Consider the following 22,981-nt stretch of genomic DNA (forward strand, 5'->3'; position numbering starts at 1 on the left):
AATGTGCCGCATCCTGACAAGACATCCCATTTTCATGGCTCCGGGCACGCCCGGTTCGTCACGAATCAAGTTTAAAAACAATACTGCCTAGGAGAATCTGGGGGAAGGGAGCTGGCTAAAAAATAAGCCCCGGCATTTGTCAATGCCAGGGCCACAAGATGTTGTGGATACTGTTTTAATAATCAGTATCTGTAGTGGTCAGACTTGAATGGGCCCTTCGGCGTCACGCCGATATACGCAGCCTGCTCTTCCGAAAGCTCCGTCAGCTTCACGCCGAGCTTGGCAAGATGCAGACGGGCAACTTTCTCGTCGAGGTGCTTCGGCAGTACGTAGACTTCGTTCTTGTAGTGCCCGGGCTTGGTGAAGAGCTCGATCTGCGCCAGCGTCTGGTTGGTGAAGGAAGCCGACATCACGAAGGATGGGTGGCCGGTGGCGTTGCCGAGGTTCAGCAGGCGGCCTTCCGATAGCAGTATGATACGGTTGCCCTTGGCAAACTCGACCATGTCGACCTGCGGCTTAATGTTCGTCCACTTGAGGTTCCGCAGGGCGGCAACCTGGATCTCGTTGTCGAAGTGGCCGATATTGCCGACGATCGCCATGTCCTTCATCGCGCGCATATGGTCGATGCGGATGACGTCCTTGTTGCCGGTCGTGGTGATGAAGATGTCGGCCGAGGAAACGACGTCCTCGAGCTGAACGACTTCATAGCCGTCCATGGCGGCCTGCAGGGCGCAGATCGGGTCGACTTCGGTGACCTTGACGCGGGCGCCGGCGCCGGAGAGCGAAGCGGCAGAACCCTTGCCAACGTCACCATAGCCGCAGACGACGGCGACCTTGCCGGCCATCATGACGTCGGTAGCGCGGCGGATACCGTCGACCAGCGATTCCTTGCAGCCATACTTGTTGTCGAACTTCGACTTGGTGACGCTGTCGTTGACGTTGATCGCCGGGAAGGGCAGCAGGCCCTTCTGGCTGAGCTGATAGAGGCGGTTGACGCCCGTGGTGGTTTCTTCGGTCACGCCCTTGATGGCGTCGCGCTGCTTGGTGAACCAGCCGGGCGTTGCCTGCAGGCGCTTCTTGATCTGTGCGAAGAGGATTTCCTCTTCTTCCGAATGCGGATGGGAGAGTACGTCCTCGCCGGCTTCGGCGCGGGCGCCGAGCAGGATGTACATCGTGGCGTCGCCACCGTCGTCGAGGATCATGTTGGAGAGACCGCCATCCGCCCACTGGAAGATCTTGTCCGTGTAGGTCCAGTAGTCCTCAAGGCTCTCGCCCTTGACGGCGAAGACCGGAACGCCGGAAGCGGCGATGGCCGCGGCGGCATGGTCCTGCGTCGAGAAGATGTTGCACGATGCCCAGCGCACCTGAGCGCCGAGGGCCACCAGCGTCTCAATGAGAACGGCCGTTTGAATCGTCATATGCAGGGAGCCAGTGATGCGTGCGCCCTTCAGCGGCTGCGCTTCGCCGAATTCGGCGCGGCAAGCCATCAGGCCTGGCATCTCGGTTTCGGCGATTGCGATTTCCTTGCGACCATAGTCGGCAAGGCCGATATCGGCGACGATGTAGTCCTTTTCAGCGCTCATCAATGAGTCTCCAGCCTGAACGATGCAATCGCGCCGCGGGCAGACGCCTCAGCCGAATGCAACAAGAATTGCACGCTATAGCGTGTAGGAATGATGCCGTGTAGCAGGCTTCAGGGTGGAAATCAATAATGATATAAAGAAGTCTTTATGTCTTTATATCCACAGGGGAGGAGGCGGAAAAGCCTAGATTTCCTCGCCGAACTTGTTGGCGACGAGCTGGTCGAGCGCCTCAAGCGCTTCGGCGGCCTGATTGCCGCTTGCCGTGACAAGCACGCTGCAGCCGGGGCTGGCGGCAAGCATCATGAGGCCCATGATCGAGGTGCCGCCGACGGTGGTGCCGTCCTTTGAAACGGTGATGGCGGCGTCGTAGGCTTCGACGGTCTGCACGAATTTCGCCGACGCACGGGCATGCAGACCCCGCTTGTTGATGATCAGGAGTTCCCGGGAAAGCTCGGTCATGGGGGCGGTGTTTGCCTCGTTATTTGCCACTGAGCACACGGCTGGCCACGTTGATATATTTACGCCCGGCCTCTGAAGCTTCCACCAGGGCCCTTTCCATGTTGTTGTCGCCGCGCACGCCTGCAAGCTTGATCAGCATCGGCAGATTGACGCCGGCGATAACCTCGGTGTGGCCGCTATTCATGACGGAGATTGCGAGATTGGAAGGAGTGCCGCCGAACATATCGGTGAGGATGATGACGCCGTGCCCGTCGTCGGCACCGGCAACGGCCTGCAGAATATCCTGCCGCCGCTTGTCCATGTCGTCTTCGGGACCAATGCATACCGTTTCTATGAACTTCTGCGGACCAACGACATGCTCGACAGCATGCCGAAACTCTTCAGCCAGCTTGCCATGAGTGACAAGCACAAGTCCAATCATGATATTACTGCTCCCATCGCATACGCAAACAGGTGGCCCATATCGCAATGCAGCAATGTCGTCCACCAGTGGGGGGACATCTTGGCGATGAAAAGACGAAGTGCAAGCTTAAAATACAGGATTTACGCGCCTATGCGGGCCTAAATGGCCGATTCACCAAAACTTGCGCCGGTTTTCGCCATTATTACGGCAAGCGGATTCGCAGAGGTTGCAGCCAATCGGATCAACGGCAACCGAGCAGACGCGGTAATATCGATCTGCTCATCCTCGGGTGGTAGTCTTTCCGCGGTTGTCGGGTCGACAGGGCGAACGGCAAAATGCATTTCGGCCTCGGAAATATAAGGCATGCGAACGATACCGGTGTAGCGGATTTCCATAAGCCCTGCGATCGAGGGCGGGCATTTCGCAATAATGGAGCCGTTCTGTTCGGCAATCAGCACGCGGTCGTCTGCGACCAGGCTTGCCGTCAATCCCAGCGGCTTGGCAGCCGCAAGGCAGGAGAAGGCGAGGGCGGATTTGCCGCTGCCCGAGGGGCCAAGGAACAGCAGCCCTATCCTGCCAATGACGATCGCCGTTGCGTGGGAATTGGTCGCCTCGCCCGTCATGCGGCCGCTCACGCCGTCGTCTGGGCTGGCAGCGATAGGATGAAGCGGGCGCCAAGCAGCGTCGAGCCATCGCTGTCGACGATATTCTCGGCGCGCAGCGAGCCACCATGCGCTTCGGCGATCTGCCGGCTGATCGACAGGCCGAGGCCGGAATTCTGCCCGAAACCTTCGGATTCGGGCCGGTCGGTATAGAACCGTTCGAAGATGCGGTCGATATTTTCGGCCTGAATGCCGGGACCATTATCCTCGATATAGATGACACAGCGCGTCCGCGTCCGCGTCAGCCGCACGGTGATCTTGCCGGTTTCCGCGGGGACGAAGGATCGTGCGTTTTCGATGAGATTGGTGACGATCTGGCCGATGCGCAGGTCGTGGCCGTCGACGGAGAAGTTCGCCTTATTGCCTGGCTTGCGGTCGATAATATAGTCGATCTCGACAGATTTCTTGCTGTGCCCGACCTGTCTGGAAATATCGATCATGTCGCGCAGCAATACTTCCAGATCGAGCGACTTGGCATCCGAACGTGCAAGCTCGGCATCGAGGCGCGATGCATCGGAGATATCGCTGATCAGGCGGTCGAGGCGGCGAACGTCATGCTGGATCACATCCATCAGCCGCTTCTTGGAATCGTCGCTCTTGGCGAGCGGCAGCGTTTCGACGGCGCTGCGCAGAGATGTCAGCGGATTCTTGAGTTCATGGCTGACATCGGCCGCAAAGCTTTCGATCGCATCGATGCGATCGTAGAGCGCCGATGTCATATCCCGCAGCGCGATCGACAGATTGCCGATCTCGTCCTGGCGAGCGGAAAAGTCCGGAATCTCCTCGCGCTCCTTCGCCCCGCCGCGGCGCACGCGGATGGCCGCAGCCGAGAGCCGGCGTAGCGGATTGGCGATGGTGGAGGACAAAAGCAACGATAGCACGACGTTGACGAGCGTCGCGACGCCGAAGACGCGCATGATCGCGAGGCGCTCGGCATGAACGATCTTGTCGATATCGCCGGCCTGGGTCGACAGCAGCAGCACGCCGAGCACGGCGCGGAAGCGCTGGATCGGCACGGCGACCGAGACGATCAGTTCGCCCTTCTCCGTGGTGCGGACCACGGCGCCGCGCACGCCGGTCAGCGCATTCATGACCTCGGGATAGATGGAGCCGTCGCCGCCGGGCGCTTCCTTATAGACAGGCAGGTTACCCGGCTGCAGCATCTTGTTGAGCAAGCCGCTGAACCAGTCGGACCAGCTCTGCTTCTCGTCGTCGACGGGTGGCAGATCGTAGCGCAGCACCTGGCCGCGGGAATAGAGATGGCGGCTGTCGAGCAGCAGGTTCGCGTCGGCATCGAAGATGCGTGCGCGCGTGCGCGTCGGCGAGATCAGCCGCGTCAGCACCGGCGCCACCTTTTCCGGATCGATCGGGAATTCCAGATCCTCGTCGTTCGGAACGGGCGTGATGCTCTGGCCGGCCTGCAGCTCCAGCAGCTTCTGCGGATCGATGGTGATGGAGTTGGTGTCGACCGATGCCGAAGCCGAGACGGCACCGGCGATGATCTCGCCCTGCGTCAAAAGGCTTTCGACACGGGCATCGATCAGGCCCTCGCGGAACTGATTGAGATAGAGAATGCCGCCGACCAGAACGACGAGGGCGGCCAGATTGAAGAACAGGATGCGTCGCGTCAGGCTTGAAAAGACGGCATTGCCGAAGATGCGGCGGATCAGGACGAAGGGATGGGTCCAGCGCCGGCGCGCGATTCGAGCGCCGCTCGGGCTTTCCGAGTCGTCTATATCCCTGTCCTGCACCAGCTGTGCCAAGCCTACGGCCCTTTCGAAGAACGGGGTCGGCGACCCCGTCCGCATGCTCTTAATCCATTGTCCGCCGTATGGTCCAGTTAACTATCCGTATGGTCTCGCTAACTATTATGCTGCTTCGCGGAAGCGATAGCCCACGCCATACAGCGTCTCGATCATATCAAATTCGAGGTCGACCATCTTGAATTTCTTGCGCAGCCGCTTGATGTGGCTGTCGATCGTGCGGTCGTCGACATAGACTTGCTCGTCATAAGCCGCATCCATCAGCGCGTCGCGGCTCTTGACCACGCCGGGGCGCTGGGCAAGCGAATGCAGGATGAGGAATTCGGTGACGGTGAGCGTCACCGGCTCGCCCTTCCAGGTGCAGGTATGGCGTTCCTGGTCCATCACGAGCTGCCCCCGTTCCAGCGAGCGGGCTTGCTGCACAGCACCCGGCTTGGCGGCGGCTGCGCCGCCGGCAGCGTTTGCGGCGTCTCGGGCGGAGGCACGGCGGAGAACAGCCTTGACGCGTTCGACCAGCAAGCGCTGCGAGAACGGCTTGGTGATGAAGTCGTCGGCGCCCATCTTCAGGCCGAAAAGCTCGTCGATCTCTTCATCCTTCGAGGTGAGGAAGATCACGGGCAGATCGGACTTCTGCCGCAGGCGGCGCAGGAGCTCCATGCCGTCCATGCGGGGCATCTTGATATCGAAGATCGCCAGTTGCGGCGGCCGGGCAAGCAGGCCGTCCAGCGCCGAAGCTCCGTCCGTGTAGGTTTCTACCTTATATCCCTCTGCTTCCAAGGCAATCGATACGGAAGTCAGGATATTGCGGTCGTCGTCAACGAGCGCGATTGTCAACATGGTGTTCGTCTCCGTCATCAGTGCGCGTCTCCCGGATTTGGAATCCAGCCCAGGCGGTCTGCCAGCTCGGTCGGCGGTAACCTGGCGCGCTTATGGGGATAAAGGTGGAACAAATTGTGGCAAAGATAAAGGGGAGGATTGTTGTGAGGAAAAACCCTTGCGCAGAGGTTGTGTGACATGACGTCCCTCCACCCTCTATTCAAACGATTTAAAATTGAGGAAATTTATTTAAATCGATTAAATAACTGATATCATTAAATATTTCTCGCTTCTAGCTCTTGTGCTTTTTAAAAGAGCCCTCTACGCTTTAGTTAGTTCTAACGGCCAAGCCCCTTTGTAGAGGAAAAAGTGATGGAGCAATTCGGCGTCCGCAATCCCGCGACTGAACTGGGATCGATCGGCCTGGGAGCCGCCGCCAGTGTGCGCTACAACCTCATGGAAGCTCACCTTTACGAAGAGGCGATTCGCCGCCGCGAAGCCGATCTGACCGCCCATGGCGCGCTCAGGGCCTTGACCGGCCAGCACACCGGCCGTTCTCCGAAGGACAAGTTCGTGGTGCGCAATGCCGCCACGGAAGACCAGATCTGGTGGGATAACAACAAGCCGATGTTGCCGGAGCATTTTGAGCTCCTGCATGAGGACATGCTGGCCCATGCCCGCGGCAAGGATCTCTTCGTGCAGGATCTGATCGGCGGCGCCGATGTCGACTATGCTTTGCCAACGCGCGTCATTACCGAATTCGCCTGGCACTCGTTGTTCATCCGCAACCTGCTGATCCGCCCGGATCGCGCGGCGCTGGAAAGCTTCGTGCCGCAGCTGACGATCATAGACCTGCCGAGCTTCCGCGCCGATCCGGAGCGCCATGGCTGCCGCACGGAAACGGTGATCGCCTGTGATCTCGTCAATGGCATCGTCCTTATCGGCGGCACCTCCTATGCCGGCGAAATGAAGAAATCGGTCTTCACCGTCCTGAATTACCTGCTCCCGGAACGCGGCGTCATGCCGATGCATTGCTCTGCCAATGTCGGTCCCGAAGGCGATGCCGCGATCTTCTTCGGCCTGTCGGGCACGGGCAAGACGACGCTGTCGGCCGATCCGAGCCGTACGCTCATCGGCGATGACGAACATGGCTGGGGTGAAAACGGCATCTTCAACTTCGAAGGTGGCTGCTACGCCAAGACCATCCGTCTTTCGGCCGAGGCCGAGCCGGAAATCTACGCCACAACGCGCCGCTTCGGCACCGTCCTGGAAAATGTCGTGCTCGACGAGCATGGTAGGCCGGATCTTGATGACGGTTCGCTGACGGAAAACACCCGCAGCGCCTATCCGCTGCATTTCATCCCGAATGCATCGGAATCCGGCATCACCGGTCATCCCGAGACGATCATCATGCTGACGGCCGACGCTTTCGGCGTCATGCCGCCGATCGCCAAGCTGACGCCGGATCAGGCGATGTACCACTTCCTGTCCGGCTACACCGCCAAGGTCGCCGGCACGGAAAAGGGCGTCGTCGAGCCGGAAGCCACCTTCTCGACCTGCTTCGGCGCTCCTTTCATGCCGCGCCATCCGGCTGAATATGGCAATCTCCTCAAAGAGCTGATCGCCCGCCACGGCGCCCGTTGCTGGCTGGTCAACACCGGCTGGACCGGTGGCGCCTATGGCAAGGGAAGCCGCATGCCGATCAAGGCGACGCGCGCTCTGCTCGCGGCGGCTTTGAAGGGCGACCTCGATAATGTCGAATTCCGCACGGACGCGAATTTCGGCTTCGCGGTTCCGGTCGCGGTCGACGGTGTCGATACTGCGATCCTCGATCCTCGCTCCACCTGGGCCGATGGCGAAGCCTACGATGCCCAGGCCAAGAAGCTAGTACAGATGTTCGTCACGAACTTCGCCAAGTTCGAAGATCATGTGGACGGCAACGTCCGTGATGCCGCTCCGGGGATGCCGGTCGCTGCAGAATAATCATCCAGAGCGGAATGACTCACGTGAAACCCGGCGACCGATTCGCCGGGTTTCGTTTTATCCGGTAGTGGTTTTCAACCGCGCATCAATGTGGGATAGACAGGCGCGGAGAAAATCATGGCCAGCGAAGCGCTTTACATTAACGACCGGATCACGATTGCCGGCTGGGAGCTGACGGAACAATTCGTTCTGGCGGGCGGTCCCGGCGGCCAGAACGTCAACAAGGTCGCAACCGCAGTTCAGCTTTTCTTCAACGTTCAGAATTCCCCATCGCTGACGGATCGCGTCAAGGCGAATGCGGTTAGACTTGCCGGTCGTCGCGTCTCCAAGGAAGGTGTTCTGATGATCGAGGCCAGCCGCTTCCGCAGCCAGGATCGCAATCGCGAGGATGCGCGCGAGCGGCTGAAGGAACTGATCCTCGAAGCGGCCGCTCCGCCCCCGCCGCCGCGCCGAAAGACCAAGCCGACGAAGGGATCAATCGAGCGCCGGCTGAAGGAAAAATCCGGACGCTCCGAGGTCAAGAAGATGCGCGGCAAGGTCGGCGGCGACTAGGGTTGGCTTTCGGGCTGCAGTTTTGAGTTGGCTGAGTAAAATGAGGCTTGTCAGGCGAGTACGGCGTTGCTGTAGTTCTGTGCCTGGACTCTCATCCTGGCCTTCTCTCGGCATGCGGGAGAAGGGACGTCAGCGTGAAACAATAAGTCTCCCTTTGAGGCGGCTAAGTTGAGGCAGATTAGACCCCCTCGCCCTGCCGGCGGGGAGAGGGTTGGGGTGAGGGGCCATGCATGAAGGCGCGGCAATGGCGCACTGACCTGACCAGTGTTGCGCAAAGGAAGTATGGATGCTGCTCCCCAACGGAATTCGCCATCTGCCCGGATATCTCGGCCGTCCCGCCCAGGAAGCGCTCGTCGAGACGATTCGCGGTATCGTGGCCGAGGCGCCGCTGTACACACCGGTCATGCCGGGTACCGGCAAGGAAATGTCGGTGCGCATGACCAATTGCGGTTCGCTCGGCTGGGTGACGGACAAGCAGCGCGGCTATCGCTATCAGCCGACGCATCCGGTCACCGGTCGCCCCTGGCCGGCCATGCCATCGCAATTGCTGGATTTCTGGCACGATATAGCAGGCTATGAAAAGCCGCCGGAAGCCTGTCTCGTCAATTTCTATGGCGACAATGCCCGCATGGGCCTGCATCAGGATCGTGACGAACAGGATCTCAAGGCGCCCGTACTATCGATCTCGCTCGGGAACACCTGCCTCTTTCGCGTCGGTGGCCTCAACCGCAATGATCGCACGCTATCCTTCAAGCTGGCGAGCGGCGATATCGTCGTTCTCGGCGGCGAGGGAAGATTGTGCTTTCACGGTGTCGACCGCATCTATCCTGCAACCTCGACATTGCTGAAGAATGGTGGGCGGATCAACTTGACTTTAAGGCGTGTTCAGCCCTGAGCCTCAGAGTTTCCTCAACGCCACCTGCTCGATCAGATGATTCTTCCCCTTCTGCAGGATGAGGTCGGCGCGCGGCCGCGTCGGCAGGATGTTCTGGCGCAAATTCTTCAGGTTGATATTCTTCCAAAGCCCCTCGGCAATCGCCAAGGCCTCGTCCTCGCTGATGGAAGCATAGCGATGGAAGAAGGAGTTGGGGTCGCGGAAGGCCGTCTCGCGCAGCCGCATGAAGCGGGCGACGTACCAATTGTGGATGAGCTCCTCGTCGGCATCGATATAGATGGAGAAGTCGAAGAAATCCGAGACCATCGGCACGATCTTGCCGTCAGCAGGCAGATGCCGCGATTGCAGCACGTTGATGCCTTCGAAGATGAGGATATCCGGGCGATCGACCGTCTTGAATTCGTTCGGCAGCACGTCATAGACGAGGTGCGAATAGGAGGGCGCCTGCACATTCGGCTGGCCGGCCTTGATCGCCGAGAGGAAACGCAGCAGTGCCGCCGTATCGTAGCTTTCCGGAAAACCCTTGCGCTGCATCAGGTTGCGGCGCTGCAGCTCGGCGTTCGGATAGAGAAAGCCGTCCGTGGTGACGAGATCGACCTTCGGGCTCGATGGCCAGCGGCCCAGCAGCTCCTTCAGGATACGGGCCGTGGTGGATTTGCCGACAGCGACCGATCCGGCGATGCCGATGACGAAGGGCGTCTTGGCGATATCGGAAAGACTGAGGAAGCGATTGCGCTGCTCGAAAAGGATCTGCGAGGATTCCACATGCGAGGACAAAAGCCGTGACAGCGAAAGATAGATGCGCCGGACTTCGTCGAGATCGATCGGGTCGCCCATGGAGCGCAGCCGCGTCACTTCGTCGGCGGTCAGCGTCAGCGGTGTGTCGGCCCTGAATTTCGCCCATTCTTCCGAGGAGAAGAAATAGTAGGGCGAATAGGCTTTCGCCTGGAAAATATCGAGCGTCTCGTGTGTTGGCTCGGTCTTGGTCGCTATCGTCATCGGTTTTACCGGCTTGCCTTCTCTTGAAGGCCGGATTGACTGGTGCGCCTCTCAAGCTCACCCATGACATTCTCTAACGGAATGCCGGCAATCTTCAATACGACTAAAAGATGATACAGCAGATCGGCCGCCTCATAGGTGAGGTTGTCGCGATCATTGACGACCGCCGCCATCACCGCCTCGATCGCCTCTTCGCCGAGCTTCTTCGCCGCTTTCGGCTGGCCGGCAGCAAGAAGCTTTGCCGTCCAGGATTCGCCCGGCGAGGCCTTGGAGCGTTCCTCGACGATCCGTTCGAGGTCGGAAAGGGTAAATCCGCTCATCGCTCGCTGTCTCCTAATCCAGCCGCATGGGAATGCCGCGCTCGGCCATGTAGCGCTTTGCTTCGCCCACCGAATAGGTGCCGAAGTGGAAGATCGACGCCGCAAGTACGGCCGTCGCATGACCTTCCTTGACGCCTGCGACGAGGTCGTCGAGATCGCCGACGCCGCCGGATGCAATGACGGGCACGCGCACCGCATCGGCGATCGCCCGCGTCAGCTCCAGATCGTAGCCGACTTTGGTGCCGTCCCGATCCATGGAGGTGACGAGCAACTCGCCGGCGCCGCGCTCCACCATCCTGCGGGCAAAATCGACGGCATCGATGCCCGTCGCATTGCGGCCGCCATGGGTATAGATCTCCCAAGCGCTCAGATTGTCGCCTCCGAGCGCCTCGGTGCGTCGCCGCTTGGCATCGATGGAAACGACGATGCACTGGTTGCCGAATTTGTCGGCCGCCTCGGCCACGAAATCGGGATTGTTGACTGCCGCCGAATTGATCGAAACCTTGTCGGCGCCGCAAAGCAGCAGCTTGCGGATATCGGCAATAGTGCGCACGCCGCCGCCGACCGTGACCGGCATGAAGCATTGTTCTGCCGTGCGGGCCACCACGTCGAAGATCGTGTCGCGATTGTCGGAAGAAGCAGTGATATCTAGGAAGCAGAGTTCGTCGGCGCCGGCAGCATCATAGGCCTTGGCGGCTTCGACGGGATCGCCGGCATCGACGAGATTGACGAAGTTGACACCCTTGACGACGCGGCCGTCCTTGACGTCGAGGCAGGGGATGACGCGGGCTTTCAGGGTCATTGCGCTGCCTCCTTGGCCTGTTTGATCAGCGCCAGTGCTTCCTTCGGATCGATCCGGCCATCATAAAGCGCGCGGCCGGAAATCGCACCTTCCAGTTTGCGGGCATCCGGCTGAATCATGCGGCGGATATCGTCCAGCGAGGCAAGCCCGCCGGAGGCGATGACGGGGATGGAAACGGCATTGGCCAGTTCGAGCGTCGAGTCCCAGTTGATGCCAGTCAGAACGCCGTCGCGGTCGATATCGGTGTAGATAATGGCGGCAACGCCAACGCCCTCGAATTTCTTGGCGAGTTCGATGACGCCGAGTTCGGAAGCCTCCGCCCAGCCCTCGACTGCCACTTTGCCGCCTTTGGCATCGATGCCGACGGCGATGTGACCCGGATAGCGCCTACAGGCTTCGACGACCAGCGCCGGGTCACGCACGGCAACCGTGCCGAGGATGACGCGGGCAAGCCCGCGCGACAGCCAGTTTTCGATATGATCGAGCGTGCGGATGCCGCCGCCGAGCTGCACCGGATTTTTTGTCGCCTTGAGGATGGCGTCGACCGCAGCGCCGTTCACGGTTTCGCCGGCGAAGGCACCATTGAGATCGACGACATGCAGCCATTCGAAGCCCTGGTCTTCAAAGGCTTTCGCCTGAGCGCCGGGATCGGGATTGTAGACGGTCGCCTGCTCCATGTCTCCGAGCTTGAGGCGCACGCATTGGCCGTCTTTTAGGTCGATAGCGGGAAAAAGAATCATGATGTCTGTCCTTGGAGCGCGAGCCTTATGGCTTCCAGCGCAGGAAATTGGCGATCAGGGCAAGGCCGAGTTTCTGGCTCTTTTCCGGATGGAACTGAGCGCCGGCAATGTTGTCTCGACCGACGAAAGCGGTCATCGGCCCGCTATAATTCGTCGTCGCGATCACGTCGTCGCTGTGGTCGGCGGCCAGATGGTAGGAATGGACGAAATAAGCGTGCAGGCCGTCAGGCCCGGTCTCAATCCCGTCGAAGAGTGCGTGCGGATGGCGAATATCCAGTGTGTTCCAGCCGATCTGCGGGATTTTCAGGTCGGGATCGCTCGGCGTCATTTCCTTGACGTCGCCCTTAATCCAGCCGAAGCCTTGCGTGATCGTCTTTTCCAGCCCGCGCGATGACATCAGCTGCATGCCGACGCAGATGCCAAGGAAGGGGCGGGCCTTGTGTTCCACGACGTCGATGACGGCTTCCGTCATGCCGGGAACGGCATCGAGGCCGCGACGGCAATCGGCATAGGCACCGACGCCGGGAAGCACGATGCGATCCGCGGTGGCGACGCGCTCGGCGTCATCGGTGAGGTCGATCTCGGCGTCGATGCCCGCCTCGCGGGCCGCCCGCTCGAAAGCCTTGGTAGCTGAGCGCAGATTGCCGGAACCATAGTCGATAATCGCGACGCGCATGGTCAGCGTCCTCCATCATAGCCGGGAAGGCCGAAGCTCGGGCCTTGGCGGCTGGTATTCGTGTTGGTGGCCGAGATATCCCAATTTTTCACATGGATATTCGGGTTGGGCGCCTGCGCTAGTTCGGAAAAATGGATTTCCTCTGCTGTCGCCAAATCGTGTGCCGAGACGAGGTTTTCAACCGTCCAGCCGCGGGCGAGGAGATGATTGCTGATCGCGTGCCGGCCCTCAAGAGCCGCAAGGACATGCACGCCAAGCAGAAGTGCTGCCCCTGCGGCGAAAAAGCCCGGCTGCCGCATCAGCTCCAGCGCGATGCCCTGCAGCAGAAAGGCGGCGACCGCATACAGCCACAGCCGATGAAAGAGCATCCAGAGCGTCGGAAATAGAAACGCCGTCCATGAAAAGCCGTCGCGGATGAATCGCGTGTCATCGCGATACCGATCCGATGCTTCGGACCGGTTCGTCGCTCCGGGCGGAGTCAAAATCAGATAGCTTGCCATTTCCTCAATTCCCCAGTTCGGGGCTCAGGCGAGCGTGCCTTTCGTCGAAGGCACGCGGCCTGCCTGCCGCGGATCGATCTCGGTTGCGGTGCGCAATGCGCGCGCAACGGCCTTGAAGCATGTCTCGGCTATATGGTGATTGTTGGCGCCATAATGGTTGAGGATATGCAAGGTGATACCGGCATTCTGCGCTAAGGCCTGGAAGAATTCGCGCACCAGCTCGGTATCGAAGGTGCCGATCTTCGGGGCGCTGAAGGAAACGTTCCAGACGAGAAAGGGCCGGCCCGAGAGATCGACGGCCGCCTTCGTCATCGTCTCGTCCATGGCGAGGTCGATCGAGGCATAGCGGGTGATGCCGCGCCGGTCGCCCAGCGCCTTGGCAATGGCCTGGCCGATCGCGATCCCGGTATCCTCGACGGCATGGTGATCGTCGACATGCAGGTCGCCCTTGGTGTCGATCTCCATATCAATCAGCGAATGTCGCGACAGCTGTTCCAGCATATGGTCGAAGAAGCCGACCCCCGTCGAAATCGTCGATTTACCGCTGCCGTCGATGTTGACGGAAACGGAGACCGAGGTCTCGTTGGTTTTGCGGGAAACGCTTGCCGTGCGGCTCGCTGCGGTCTCTGCCATGGGCTGCTCCATCGGAATACGGCCGTTCCTTATCAGGCGTATCGGGAAATATCCAGAAGTTACGCGCGGGGCTTATGCGTTTAGCCGGCTTGACGGCATCATTCGGGCGCGGTTGCCATTTGCAATCGCAAAAACCCCTCTTACATAGGTGCTGACGGGGCCGATACGCGGCCCGGCAGAAAGCCCGCCGAAACGGGGGCAAACAGGTGTTAAATGACGACAATCGTGACTATTCGCAAGGGTGGCAAGGTGGTGATGGCTGGTGATGGCCAGGTGAGCCTTGGCCAGACCGTGATGAAGGGCAATGCGCGCAAGGTTCGCCGCATCGGCAAGGGCGATGTCATCGCCGGTTTCGCCGGCGCGACCGCCGATGCCTTCACTCTCCTCGAACGCCTAGAAAAGAAGCTCGAACAATATCCCGGCCAGCTGATGCGTGCCGCCGTCGAGCTTGCCAAGGACTGGCGCACCGACAAATATCTGCGCAACCTCGAAGCCATGATGCTGGTTGCCGACAAACAAGTGACGCTCGCCATCACCGGAAACGGCGATGTGCTTGAGCCCGAACATGGCGCCATGGCGATCGGTTCCGGCGGCAATTATGCGCTCGCCGCCGCACGCGCGCTAATGGATAGCGACAAGTCAGCTGAAGACGTCGCCCGCCGCGCTCTCGATATTGCTGCCGACATCTGCGTCTACACCAACCACAATGTGGTCGTCGAAACGCTCGATGCCGAAGCCTAAGACGTTCCTCTCTTGATAGTTTCCAGCCCTGATAGGGAACATACGAAATGACCACTTTTTCCCCCCGCGAGATCGTTTCCGAGCTCGATCGCTATATTGTCGGCCAGCACGAGGCCAAGCGCGCCGTGGCGATTGCCTTGCGCAACCGCTGGCGTCGCCAGCAGCTCGAGCCTGAACTGCGCGACGAAGTCATGCCCAAGAACATCCTGATGATCGGCCCGACCGGTGTCGGTAAGACGGAAATCTCCCGCCGCCTTGCCAAGCTCGCCGGCGCCCCCTTCATCAAGGTCGAGGCCACGAAGTTCACCGAGGTCGGCTATGTTGGCCGCGATGTCGAGCAGATCATCCGCGATCTCGTCGAAGTCGGCATCGGCCTGGTGCGGGAAAAGAAGCGCGCCGAGGTGCAGGCCAAGGCACATATGAGTGCCGAAGAGCGCGTGCTCGATGCGCTGGTTGGTGCCACCGCCTCGCCGGCAACGCGCGACAGCTTCCGCAAGAAGCTGCGTGATGGCCAGCTCGACGACAAGGAAATCGAGATCGAAGTGGCCGATACCGGCTCCGGCATGCCCGGCGGCTTTGAGATTCCCGGTATGCCCGGCGCCAATATCGGCGTGCTCAACCTCTCCGAAATGTTCGGCAAGGCGATGGGCGGCCGCACGAAGAAGGTGCGCACGACCGTCAAGGATTCCTACAAGGAACTGATCCGCGACGAGTCGGACAAGCTGATCGACAACGAGGCGATCCAGCGCGAAGCCGTGCAATCGGCCGAGAATGACGGCATCGTCTTCCTCGACGAGATCGACAAGATCGCCGCCCGCGATGGTGGCATGGGTGCCGGCGTCTCCCGTGAAGGCGTACAGCGCGACCTGCTGCCGCTTGTGGAAGGTACGACCGTTTCGACGAAGTATGGTCCGGTCAAGACCGACCATATCCTCTTCATCGCATCGGGCGCGTTCCATGTCTCGAAGCCTTCGGACCTTCTGCCGGAACTGCAGGGCCGCCTGCCGATCCGCGTCGAGCTCCGTCCGCTGACCAAGGAAGACTTCCGCCGCATCCTCACCGAGCCGCAGGCGAGCCTCATCCGCCAGTACAAGGCACTGATGGAAACCGAAGACCTGAAGCTCGACTTCACCGATGATGCCATCGACGCGCTCGCCGATGTCGCGGTGCATCTGAATTCGACCGTCGAGAATATCGGCGCCCGTCGCCTGCAGACGGTCATGGAGCGGGTGCTCGACGAGATCTCCTACAATGCCTCGGACCGCGCCGGCGTATCGGTGACCATCGATGCCGCTTATGTCCGCGAACATGTCGGCGACCTCGCCAGTAACACCGACCTGTCCCGCTTCATTCTGTAAGCGGGCCGGCAAAGGCGATCTAAACAGTAGACACTCGACAACGGGCCGTTAACTTTTTAGTTAGGGGCCCGTTTCCTTATGTCGGATGGCTTTATTCGGCCAAGATTATCCGCCAGTCCGTCGCACGGAAACATCGGTTGAAACTTCGACGGGGCAGCCATCGTGCGACGCATACTGATCACTCTCCTTCTGGCGGTCGCCAGCTTCTCCTGGATACCAGCCCATGCGGATGCGGCGACCACGGTGCCTCCGGGCAACCGCAATGCCGAGCAGCCGCCGGTTCCCGGCGCCTCCGTCCGGCGCACGCGCGGCACGAATTCGACCTTCGAACGCAAGTACCAAAAGGTCCGCGAACTGCTGGCGACCGATACGAAGCTGATGTCGAAGATCAAGTCGACGGCGCGGGCCTACGGCATCGATCCGATCCACATCATCGGCGCGCTCGTCGGCGAGCATACCTATAACGTCGATGCCTATGACGGCCTGCAGTCCTATTATGTCAAGGCTGCCTCCTATGCCGGCCAGAGCTTCCGCTTCGCTTACAACGGCGAAAACGTCGATGATTTCGTTGCCCGGCCGCAATTCGATGCCTGCAAGGGCAAGGGTGATTCCTACAGCCTCTGGACCTGCCGCGAGGATGTCTGGGAAGATGATTTCCGCGGCAAGACAGTTGGTGGCAAATCCTATCCCGACAATCGCTTCAGCGCCGTCTTCTTCCAGCCCTTCTATGCCGGCCAGACCTTCGGCCTCGGTCAGGTCAATCCGCTGACGGCGCTTGAACTCTCCGATCTCGTCAGCCGCACCTCAGGGATTCCGAAGCTGGATGAAAAGGATGCCGGCGGCGTTTACAAGGCGATCATGGATCCGGATCTGTCGCTCGCCTTTGTCGCCGCGTCGATCCGCAAGTCGATCGACGACTATCGCTCGATCGCCGGCATGGATATTTCGGGCAATCCGGGCATCACCGCGACGCTCTACAATCTCGGCAATTCCCGCAAGCGCGCTGCCGCCCTTGCCGCCAAGAACCGTGGTTCCTCGCAGCCGGTCTGGCCGGAGGAAAATTACTATGGGTGGCTCATCAATGATAAGCTCAGCGACCTAAAATCGCTTTTATAAGCGCGCAGCGCGACGTTTTATCGTCTGGATTTTGCCGGCGGCGTTCCCCATATCGGATGGGCACGCCGTTCCAGCGGCTTAGATTAAGCAACGGCTGCTTTTCGAGGAGAATTGATCTGATGGACATGATTCCGGAAGCCTTCTCCCCGCCGGCACCGATTCCGCGCACCGTGCCGCCCTCCCGTTTAACGATCATCCGCACGATCCTGCGCAATCCGCTCGAACTCTGGGGCGAGCCCTCCTACACGCTGCCCTGGATCAAGACCAAATTCTTCAACGAGCGGACGCTGATCGTCAATGATCCCGGCCTGATCAAGCATGTTCTGGTCGACAATGCCGCCAACTACCGCATGGCCGATATCCGCCAGCTCGTGCTCCGGCCGATCCTGCGCGACGGTCTGCTGACGGCGGAAGGATCGGTTTGGAAGCGCTCGCGCAAGGCGGTGGCGCCGGTGTTCACGCCGCGTCATGCCCAGGGTTTCGCCGGCCAGATGCTGAGCCAGAGTCTAGACTATGTGAAGAAATACGAGGATGTCAGCAAGGAAGGCGCGGTGTTCGATATCGCTGCCGACATGACGGAGCTGACCTTCGCCATTCTGGCGGAAACCTTGTTTTCCGGCGAGATCGTCACTGAAGGCGAGCATTTCGCCGATGAGGTCAATGAGCTCCTGCATCGCATGGGCAGAGTCGATCCCATGGATCTTTTGCGTGCCCCCGCCTGGGTGCCGCGCATCACCCGCATCGGCGGCCAGCGCGTGCTCGACAAGTTCCGCGGCATCGTCCGCACCACCATGGACCAGCGGCTGGAAAAAATGCGGAGGGACAGAGCCAGCGCACCCGATGATTTCCTGACGCTGCTTCTCGAAAAGGCCGGTCCGGATGGACTGACCATGGAAGAGATCGAGGACAATATCCTCACCTTCATCGGCGCCGGTCATGAGACAACGGCTCGTGCATTGGCCTGGACGCTCTATTGCGTCGCCAACAGCCCGCACATTCGCGAGGCCATGGAAGAGGAAATCGACCGGGTACTCGCAACCGATGCGGAGCCAGTCGCCTGGCTCGATCTCATGCCGCATGTCCGCGCCGCTTTTGAGGAGGCGATGCGCCTCTATCCGCCGGCACCCTCGATCAACCGCGCCGCGATCGCCGATGACGAATGGACAAGCGCCAAGGGCGAGCGCGTGACGATAGAGAAAGGCATTACCGTCCTGATCATGCCCTGGACGCTGCATCGCCATGAGCTTTATTGGGAAAAGCCGCGCGCCTTTATGCCGGAGCGCTTTCTTCCGGAGAATCGAACAAAGATCAATCGCTTCCAGTACCTGCCTTTTGGCGCAGGTCCCCGCGTCTGCATCGGCGCCACATTCGCGCTTCAGGAAGCGGTCATCGCCCTCGCCGTGATGATGCGCCGCTTCCGCTTCGATCTGACCGAAGAAACCAATCCCTGGCCTGTGCAGAAGCTGACCACGCAGCCGCGCGGCGGTTTGCCGATGCGGGTTACGAGACGATAGAACTGTTTTTGCCGCCTGCCAGCTAGCGGCTCGGCCCGGAAGGGTGCAATAACGGCATCGCATTGCATTCAAGAGCTGGATATTGCCGTGACATCTCATTTCCTGCTCGGCATCGATACGGGTGGAACCTACACCGATGCCGTTCTCTTCCATGAAACCGATGGCGTAATCGCCAAGGCGAAATCGCTGACCACGCGGCATGATCTGGCTGTCGGCATTGCCGGCGCCGTAGATGCCGTCATCGCCAAGGCCGGCATTCCCGTTTCGGCCATCGGCCTCGTATCGCTGTCGACGACGCTTGCCACTAATGCGCTTGTCGAAGGGCAGGGCGGTCGCGCCGGGCTGGTCATGATCGGTTTTGGCCCCGAGGATCTCAAACGTGATGGCCTTGCGGAAGCGCTGGGCTCCGATCCCGTGCTCTTCCTCCCCGGCGGTCACAATGTTCATGGCAATGAAAATCCGCTCGATTTGACGGCTCTGCGCGACGCGTTGCCGGAACTGGCGAAATCGGTCTCCTCCTTCGCTGTTGCCGGCTATTTCGCGGTCAGGAATCCGGCTCATGAAATCAAGGTGCGCGACTGCATCCGCGAGCTCTCGCATCTGCCCGTCACCTGCAGCCATGAGCTTTCTTCAAAGCTTGGCGGCCCGCGCCGCGCCCTGACGACGCTGTTGAATGCCCGCCTCGTGTCGATGATCGACCGTCTTGTCGGTGCCTGCGAAGGATTTCTGACGACGCGCGGCATCTCTGCGCCGATGATGGTGGTGCGCGGCGATGGCGCCCTCATTTCCGCCGATGAAGCCAAGCTGCGGCCGATCGAGACCATTCTGTCTGGTCCCGCCGCAAGTCTTGTCGGAGCTCGCTATCTTACCAGCCTCGACAATGCCGTCGTTTCCGACATCGGCGGTACCACCACCGATGTCGCCGTCATGGAAGATGGCCGGCCGCGGCTCGATGCCGATGGTGCTGTGGTCGGAGGCTACCGCACCATGGTTGAGGCAGTCGCCATGCGCACCTACGGCCTTGGTGGCGATTCCGAAGTCAAGATCAACGATCGCGGCCTTATCGCTGCTTTCGAACTCGGCCCGCGCCGCCTGCTGCCGCTGAGCCTTGCCGCTCATACGCATGGTGCCGTCGTGCTTGAGGTCTTGGAGCAGCAGCTGCGGGCGACGCATCTCGCCCGTAACGCCGGCCGTTTCGCGCTCCGCACCGGCGTACCCGATCATCTTGCAAGCGGCCTCACCGGGCCAGAGCAGACGCTGTTCGATCGCATCGGCAGCGTGCCTGTAGCACTCGATAAGCTTCTGGCGATGACGTCGCAGAAGGCGACGCTGGATCGGCTTGTCGCGCGCGGTCTTGTGCATTTGAGCGGCCTGACGCCTTCCGACGCCATGCATGTGCTTGGGAGGCAGGGGCAATGGAACGCTGAAGCGGCCCGCCTCGGGCTGGCCTTGGCGATGCGGCTGAAGGATGGCTCTGGCCGTCCGATCGCCGAATCCGTCGAGGAGCTGGCGAAGAAGATCGTCGATCGCCTCACTCGCCAGTCGGCCGACGTCATTCTTGCCGCCTGCTTGGCCGAAGATGGCGTAGCCGATCTCGATCCCGCAAAATCCATCTCCATCGATCGCGCGCTTCGCCGCGCGCCGGGGATCGCCCGCTTCGCCATTTCGCTCGATCGGCCGCTGGTCGGCCTCGGTGCTTCCGCTCCGGTCTATTACCCCGCCATTGCCGAGATGCTGGCGACCGAGAGTGCCATTCCCGGCGATTCGGATGTGGCGAATGCCGTCGGTGCTGTCGTCGGCCAGGTCCGCACCAGCGTCACCGTCTTCGTCACCATGCCGGAGGATGGCATTTATGTGCTGAATGGTGCCGGTGAGAGCCTGCGCTTTACCGACGAGAGCCACAGTTTCTCCGATGCCCGCGCGCGGGCGATGGAAGCTGCAACGGCGCAGGCAAGGCTGAATGGCGCGGTCGACCTCGTCGTGACAGTGGATGAGCAGGTGGATGCGCCCGAGGTGGAAGGCAGTCGCAAGCTGATCGAGGCCCGGTTCGTGGCAACCGCCACGGGCCGTCCCCGAATCGCCATGGATTGATTATTTCCATAAAGGCATAAATCTTTCGAACTATTGCCAAATTGACAGAAGTGAAACCGTGAGCAAAGTGGCAACATGTTAAAATTGAGCCGTAGCACGGCCTTGAGGAGTATATGGCATGAGCCGCATTGAAAAACACGGGCTTCAGATCGAACAGGTCCTCTACGATTTCCTCGTTAAGGAGGCGCTTCCAGGTTCGGGCGTGGATGCCGACGCCTTCTTTGCCGGTTTTTCCAAGATCGTCCATGATCTCGCGCCAAGGAACCGTGAGCTTCTCGCCAAGCGGGACCGCATGCAGGCAGCGCTTGACGATTGGTACCGCAAGAATGGCGCGCCCGTCGATCTCGCCGCCTACGAAGCCTTCCTGCGCGAGATCGGCTATATCGTGCCCGAAGGTCCGGCCTTCACGATCTCGACCGCCAATGTCGATCCGGAAATTTCAGAGATTGCCGGCCCGCAGCTCGTCGTTCCCGTCATGAATGCCCGCTATGCCCTGAACGCGGCCAATGCCCGCTGGGGATCGCTCTATGACGCTCTCTACGGCACCGATGCCATTCCGGAGACCGCTGGCGCCGAAAAGGGCAGGGGCTATAATCCCAAGCGCGGCGAGAAGGTCATCGCCTGGGTTCGGGATTTTCTTGATTCCACCGTTCCGCTTGATGGCGCAAGCTGGAAGGATGTCACAGGCTTCGCTGTGAAGGATGGCGCCTTGGCGGTTACGACCGAGGGCGGCGCCGTAAAGCTCGCCGATGGCAGCCATTTCGCCGGCTATCTCGGTGATGCCGCTACCCCCACCCATATCCTGCTGAAGCAGAACGGCATCCATATCGAAATCGTCATCGACACGAGCACCGCCATCGGCAAGTCCGACCCGGCCGGCATTTCCGATGTCCGCCTGGAATCGGCGATCACGACGATCATGGATTGCGAGGATTCGATCGCAGCCGTCGATGCCGAGGACAAGGCGGAGGTTTACCGCAACTGGCTCGGCCTGATGAAAGGCGATCTGACCGAGGAAGTCGCCAAGGGCGGCAAGACCTTTACCCGCCGGCTCAACCCCGATGTCACCTATACGGCGCCGAATGGCGGCACGTTCGATCTGCATTGCCGCTCGCTTATGCTGGTGCGCAATGTCGGCCACCTGATGACCAATCCGGCCATTCTCGACCGTGATGGCAATGAGGTGCCGGAGGGTATCATGGATGCCGCCATCACCGGCCTGATCGCGCTCTATGACATCGGCCCCAGTGGCCGCCGCAAGAATTCCCGCACCGGCTCCATGTATGTCGTCAAGCCAAAGATGCACGGGCCAGAAGAAGTCGCCTTCGCGGTGGACATCTTCTCGCGCGTCGAGGATCTGCTTGGGATGCCGCGCAATACCATCAAGATGGGCATCATGGACGAGGAGCGCCGCACGACGGTCAACCTCAAGGAAGCGATCCGCGCCGCCCGCGAGCGCGTCGTCTTCATCAATACCGGCTTCCTCGATCGCACCGGTGATGAAATCCATACTTCGATGGAAGCAGGCCCAATGATCCGCAAGGGCGATATGAAGCAGGCGGCCTGGATCGGCGCCTATGAGAACTGGAACGTCGATATCGGCCTGGAATGTGGCCTTTCCGGTCATGCCCAGATCGGCAAGGGCATGTGGGCCATGCCGGATCTGATGGCGGCCATGCTCGAGCAGAAGATTGCGCATCCCAAGGCGGGTGCCAACACCGCCTGGGTGCCATCCCCGACGGCCGCGACGCTGCATGCTACCCATTATCATCGCGTCAATGTTGCTGATGTGCAGAAGAGCCTGAAGAGCCGCGCCCGCGCCAAGCTCTCCGACATCCTCTCCGTGCCGGTCGCCTCGCGGCCGAACTGGACGCTGGAGGAAATCCAGCGGGAAATCGACAATAACAGCCAGGGCATCCTCGGCTATGTTGTGCGCTGGGTTGATCAGGGCGTCGGCTGCTCCAAGGTTCCAGACATTAACAATGTCGGCCTCATGGAAGACCGCGCCACGCTGCGCATCTCGGCGCAGCACATGGCCAACTGGCTGCATCACAAGGTCATCACGGAAGCGCAGATTCTGGAAACGATGAAGCGCATGGCGGCTGTGGTTGACCAGCAGAATGCCGGCGATCCTAACTACGTTCCCATGTCAGGCAATTTCGACGGCTCCGTCGCCTTCCAGGCCGCTCTCGATCTCGTCCTCAAGGGGCGCGAGCAGCCGAATGGCTATACCGAACCGGTCCTGCATCGCCGCCGCATCGAGCTGAAGGCAAAGCAGGCGGGGTAACTTCATCCCGTCGGAGGTCACCTCGATCGTTCGAGGCCTTGTCCTCTGCGCTGACGCTTTGACTGCAAGGCAACTCGCGATGAGGTGG

Annotated in this window: 22 protein-coding genes; 9 read left to right on the top strand and 13 right to left on the bottom strand. The window is 60.5% G+C overall.

Features of this window, described 5'->3' with window-relative positions; genetic code table 11:
• Positions 1 to 182: 182 nt before the first annotated feature.
• The 6 genes from ahcY to AC13RC_RS30535 all read right to left on the bottom strand — a co-directional run bounded on the left by ahcY (position 183) and on the right by AC13RC_RS30535 (position 5,707).
• A complete protein-coding gene (ahcY, locus tag AC13RC_RS30510) occupies positions 183 to 1,583 on the bottom strand; it encodes an adenosylhomocysteinase (protein ID WP_113352879.1) in 1,401 nt (466 codons plus the stop codon).
• A gap of 183 nt (positions 1,584 to 1,766) precedes the next feature.
• The gene (locus AC13RC_RS30515; protein ID WP_069613940.1) at positions 1,767 to 2,042 is read right to left on the bottom strand and encodes an HPr family phosphocarrier protein; all 276 of its coding nucleotides are present in this window, start codon (positions 2,040 to 2,042) and stop codon (positions 1,767 to 1,769) included.
• Positions 2,043 to 2,061: 19 nt separating this feature from the next.
• Positions 2,062 to 2,463: a PTS sugar transporter subunit IIA gene (locus AC13RC_RS30520; protein WP_015338202.1), complete on the bottom strand. Its 402-nt coding sequence runs from the start codon at positions 2,461 to 2,463 to the stop codon at positions 2,062 to 2,064.
• 140 nt (positions 2,464 to 2,603) lie between these two features.
• The gene (locus AC13RC_RS30525) at positions 2,604 to 3,068 is read right to left on the bottom strand and encodes an HPr kinase/phosphorylase (protein WP_113395807.1); all 465 of its coding nucleotides are present in this window, start codon (positions 3,066 to 3,068) and stop codon (positions 2,604 to 2,606) included.
• An 8-nt stretch (positions 3,069 to 3,076) separates the two neighbouring features.
• Entirely contained in the window at positions 3,077 to 4,870 is a 1,794-nt protein-coding gene (locus AC13RC_RS30530) for a sensor histidine kinase (RefSeq protein WP_173002576.1), read from the bottom strand.
• A 105-nt stretch (positions 4,871 to 4,975) separates the two neighbouring features.
• Positions 4,976 to 5,707, bottom strand: coding sequence for a response regulator transcription factor (locus AC13RC_RS30535; protein ID WP_197044218.1), 732 nt, complete (start codon positions 5,705 to 5,707; stop codon positions 4,976 to 4,978).
• Positions 5,708 to 6,058: 351 nt separating this feature from the next.
• On the opposite strand from AC13RC_RS30535, the gene AC13RC_RS30540 reads away from it, so the two are divergent.
• From AC13RC_RS30540 to AC13RC_RS30550, 3 genes are all read left to right on the top strand, one after another.
• On the top strand, positions 6,059 to 7,669 hold the full coding sequence (locus AC13RC_RS30540; protein ID WP_488559478.1) for a phosphoenolpyruvate carboxykinase: 1,611 nt from the start codon (positions 6,059 to 6,061) through the stop codon (positions 7,667 to 7,669).
• A gap of 117 nt (positions 7,670 to 7,786) precedes the next feature.
• Positions 7,787 to 8,221: an alternative ribosome rescue aminoacyl-tRNA hydrolase ArfB gene (arfB, locus tag AC13RC_RS30545; protein WP_069613945.1), complete on the top strand. Its 435-nt coding sequence runs from the start codon at positions 7,787 to 7,789 to the stop codon at positions 8,219 to 8,221.
• Between the two features lie 286 nt (positions 8,222 to 8,507).
• On the top strand, positions 8,508 to 9,116 hold the full coding sequence (locus tag AC13RC_RS30550; RefSeq protein WP_113389644.1) for an alpha-ketoglutarate-dependent dioxygenase AlkB family protein: 609 nt from the start codon (positions 8,508 to 8,510) through the stop codon (positions 9,114 to 9,116).
• Between the two features lie 3 nt (positions 9,117 to 9,119).
• Here the strand turns inward: AC13RC_RS30550 and coaA are convergent, their stop codons facing one another.
• The 7 genes from coaA to hisB are packed head-to-tail and all read right to left on the bottom strand — an operon-like array spanning position 9,120 to position 13,786.
• The gene (coaA, locus tag AC13RC_RS30555) at positions 9,120 to 10,115 is read right to left on the bottom strand and encodes a type I pantothenate kinase (protein ID WP_069613947.1); all 996 of its coding nucleotides are present in this window, start codon (positions 10,113 to 10,115) and stop codon (positions 9,120 to 9,122) included.
• A 5-nt stretch (positions 10,116 to 10,120) separates the two neighbouring features.
• Positions 10,121 to 10,435, bottom strand: a complete 315-nt coding sequence (locus AC13RC_RS30560) for a phosphoribosyl-ATP diphosphatase (RefSeq protein WP_488559479.1) — start codon at positions 10,433 to 10,435, stop codon at positions 10,121 to 10,123.
• Positions 10,436 to 10,448: 13 nt separating this feature from the next.
• Complete coding sequence (gene hisF, locus AC13RC_RS30565) at positions 10,449 to 11,237, bottom strand: imidazole glycerol phosphate synthase subunit HisF (RefSeq protein ID WP_113250780.1); 789 nt, start codon at positions 11,235 to 11,237, stop codon at positions 10,449 to 10,451.
• A complete protein-coding gene (hisA, locus tag AC13RC_RS30570; RefSeq protein ID WP_113352885.1) occupies positions 11,234 to 11,977 on the bottom strand; it encodes a 1-(5-phosphoribosyl)-5-[(5-phosphoribosylamino)methylideneamino]imidazole-4-carboxamide isomerase in 744 nt (247 codons plus the stop codon). Before hisA ends, hisF begins: the two co-directional genes overlap by 4 nt.
• A 25-nt stretch (positions 11,978 to 12,002) precedes the next feature.
• The gene (gene hisH / locus AC13RC_RS30575; RefSeq protein ID WP_488559480.1) at positions 12,003 to 12,653 is read right to left on the bottom strand and encodes an imidazole glycerol phosphate synthase subunit HisH; all 651 of its coding nucleotides are present in this window, start codon (positions 12,651 to 12,653) and stop codon (positions 12,003 to 12,005) included.
• 2 nt (positions 12,654 to 12,655) lie between these two features.
• A complete protein-coding gene (locus AC13RC_RS30580) occupies positions 12,656 to 13,153 on the bottom strand; it encodes a DUF2628 domain-containing protein (protein WP_113389641.1) in 498 nt (165 codons plus the stop codon).
• A 24-nt stretch (positions 13,154 to 13,177) separates the two neighbouring features.
• Positions 13,178 to 13,786 (bottom strand): imidazoleglycerol-phosphate dehydratase HisB, encoded by a 609-nt coding sequence (gene hisB, locus AC13RC_RS30585; protein ID WP_015338215.1) that lies wholly within the window; start codon positions 13,784 to 13,786, stop codon positions 13,178 to 13,180.
• 213 nt (positions 13,787 to 13,999) lie between these two features.
• On the opposite strand from hisB, the gene hslV reads away from it, so the two are divergent.
• From hslV to AC13RC_RS30615, 6 genes are all read left to right on the top strand, one after another.
• Positions 14,000 to 14,527 (top strand): ATP-dependent protease subunit HslV, encoded by a 528-nt coding sequence (gene hslV, locus AC13RC_RS30590; RefSeq protein WP_113333876.1) that lies wholly within the window; start codon positions 14,000 to 14,002, stop codon positions 14,525 to 14,527.
• Between the two features lie 47 nt (positions 14,528 to 14,574).
• Positions 14,575 to 15,885 carry an ATP-dependent protease ATPase subunit HslU gene (gene hslU, locus AC13RC_RS30595; RefSeq protein WP_069613954.1) on the top strand — a complete coding sequence of 437 codons (1,311 nt, stop codon included), beginning with the start codon at positions 14,575 to 14,577 and terminating at the stop codon, positions 15,883 to 15,885.
• A 162-nt stretch (positions 15,886 to 16,047) separates the two neighbouring features.
• Entirely contained in the window at positions 16,048 to 17,001 is a 954-nt protein-coding gene (locus AC13RC_RS30600) for a DUF1402 family protein (RefSeq protein WP_113389640.1), read from the top strand.
• Between the two features lie 119 nt (positions 17,002 to 17,120).
• Complete coding sequence (locus tag AC13RC_RS30605; protein WP_113389639.1) at positions 17,121 to 18,515, top strand: cytochrome P450; 1,395 nt, start codon at positions 17,121 to 17,123, stop codon at positions 18,513 to 18,515.
• A gap of 87 nt (positions 18,516 to 18,602) precedes the next feature.
• Positions 18,603 to 20,606, top strand: coding sequence for a hydantoinase/oxoprolinase N-terminal domain-containing protein (locus tag AC13RC_RS30610; RefSeq protein WP_113389638.1), 2,004 nt, complete (start codon positions 18,603 to 18,605; stop codon positions 20,604 to 20,606).
• 118 nt (positions 20,607 to 20,724) lie between these two features.
• Positions 20,725 to 22,893 carry a malate synthase G gene (locus tag AC13RC_RS30615; protein WP_113352891.1) on the top strand — a complete coding sequence of 723 codons (2,169 nt, stop codon included), beginning with the start codon at positions 20,725 to 20,727 and terminating at the stop codon, positions 22,891 to 22,893.
• Positions 22,894 to 22,981 lie beyond the last annotated feature (88 nt).

Source organism: Martinezella sp. CNPSo 3890 (assembly GCF_057784455.1).

What these genes read in the sequence shown, in the direction of transcription:
- AC13RC_RS30535 (WP_197044218.1), bottom strand. Translation starts at nt 5,707, where the DNA reads ATGTTGACAATCGCGCTCGTTGACGACGACCGCAATATCCTGACTTCC.
- AC13RC_RS30550 (WP_113389644.1), top strand. Translation starts at nt 8,508, where the DNA reads ATGCTGCTCCCCAACGGAATTCGCCATCTGCCCGGATATCTCGGCCGT.
- AC13RC_RS30540 (WP_488559478.1), top strand. Translation starts at nt 6,059, where the DNA reads ATGGAGCAATTCGGCGTCCGCAATCCCGCGACTGAACTGGGATCGATC.
- AC13RC_RS30560 (WP_488559479.1), bottom strand. Translation starts at nt 10,435, where the DNA reads ATGAGCGGATTTACCCTTTCCGACCTCGAACGGATCGTCGAGGAACGC.
- hisF (WP_113250780.1), bottom strand. Translation starts at nt 11,237, where the DNA reads ATGACCCTGAAAGCCCGCGTCATCCCCTGCCTCGACGTCAAGGACGGC.
- ahcY (WP_113352879.1), bottom strand. Translation starts at nt 1,583, where the DNA reads ATGAGCGCTGAAAAGGACTACATCGTCGCCGATATCGGCCTTGCCGAC.
- AC13RC_RS30525 (WP_113395807.1), bottom strand. Translation starts at nt 3,068, where the DNA reads ATGACGGGCGAGGCGACCAATTCCCACGCAACGGCGATCGTCATTGGC.
- coaA (WP_069613947.1), bottom strand. Translation starts at nt 10,115, where the DNA reads ATGACGATAGCGACCAAGACCGAGCCAACACACGAGACGCTCGATATT.
- hslU (WP_069613954.1), top strand. Translation starts at nt 14,575, where the DNA reads ATGACCACTTTTTCCCCCCGCGAGATCGTTTCCGAGCTCGATCGCTAT.
- hisA (WP_113352885.1), bottom strand. Translation starts at nt 11,977, where the DNA reads ATGATTCTTTTTCCCGCTATCGACCTAAAAGACGGCCAATGCGTGCGC.
- arfB (WP_069613945.1), top strand. Translation starts at nt 7,787, where the DNA reads ATGGCCAGCGAAGCGCTTTACATTAACGACCGGATCACGATTGCCGGC.
- hisH (WP_488559480.1), bottom strand. Translation starts at nt 12,653, where the DNA reads ATGCGCGTCGCGATTATCGACTATGGTTCCGGCAATCTGCGCTCAGCT.
- AC13RC_RS30580 (WP_113389641.1), bottom strand. Translation starts at nt 13,153, where the DNA reads ATGGCAAGCTATCTGATTTTGACTCCGCCCGGAGCGACGAACCGGTCC.
- hslV (WP_113333876.1), top strand. Translation starts at nt 14,000, where the DNA reads ATGACGACAATCGTGACTATTCGCAAGGGTGGCAAGGTGGTGATGGCT.
- hisB (WP_015338215.1), bottom strand. Translation starts at nt 13,786, where the DNA reads ATGGCAGAGACCGCAGCGAGCCGCACGGCAAGCGTTTCCCGCAAAACC.
- AC13RC_RS30515 (WP_069613940.1), bottom strand. Translation starts at nt 2,042, where the DNA reads ATGACCGAGCTTTCCCGGGAACTCCTGATCATCAACAAGCGGGGTCTG.
- AC13RC_RS30520 (WP_015338202.1), bottom strand. Translation starts at nt 2,463, where the DNA reads ATGATTGGACTTGTGCTTGTCACTCATGGCAAGCTGGCTGAAGAGTTT.
- AC13RC_RS30605 (WP_113389639.1), top strand. Translation starts at nt 17,121, where the DNA reads ATGGACATGATTCCGGAAGCCTTCTCCCCGCCGGCACCGATTCCGCGC.
- AC13RC_RS30615 (WP_113352891.1), top strand. Translation starts at nt 20,725, where the DNA reads ATGAGCCGCATTGAAAAACACGGGCTTCAGATCGAACAGGTCCTCTAC.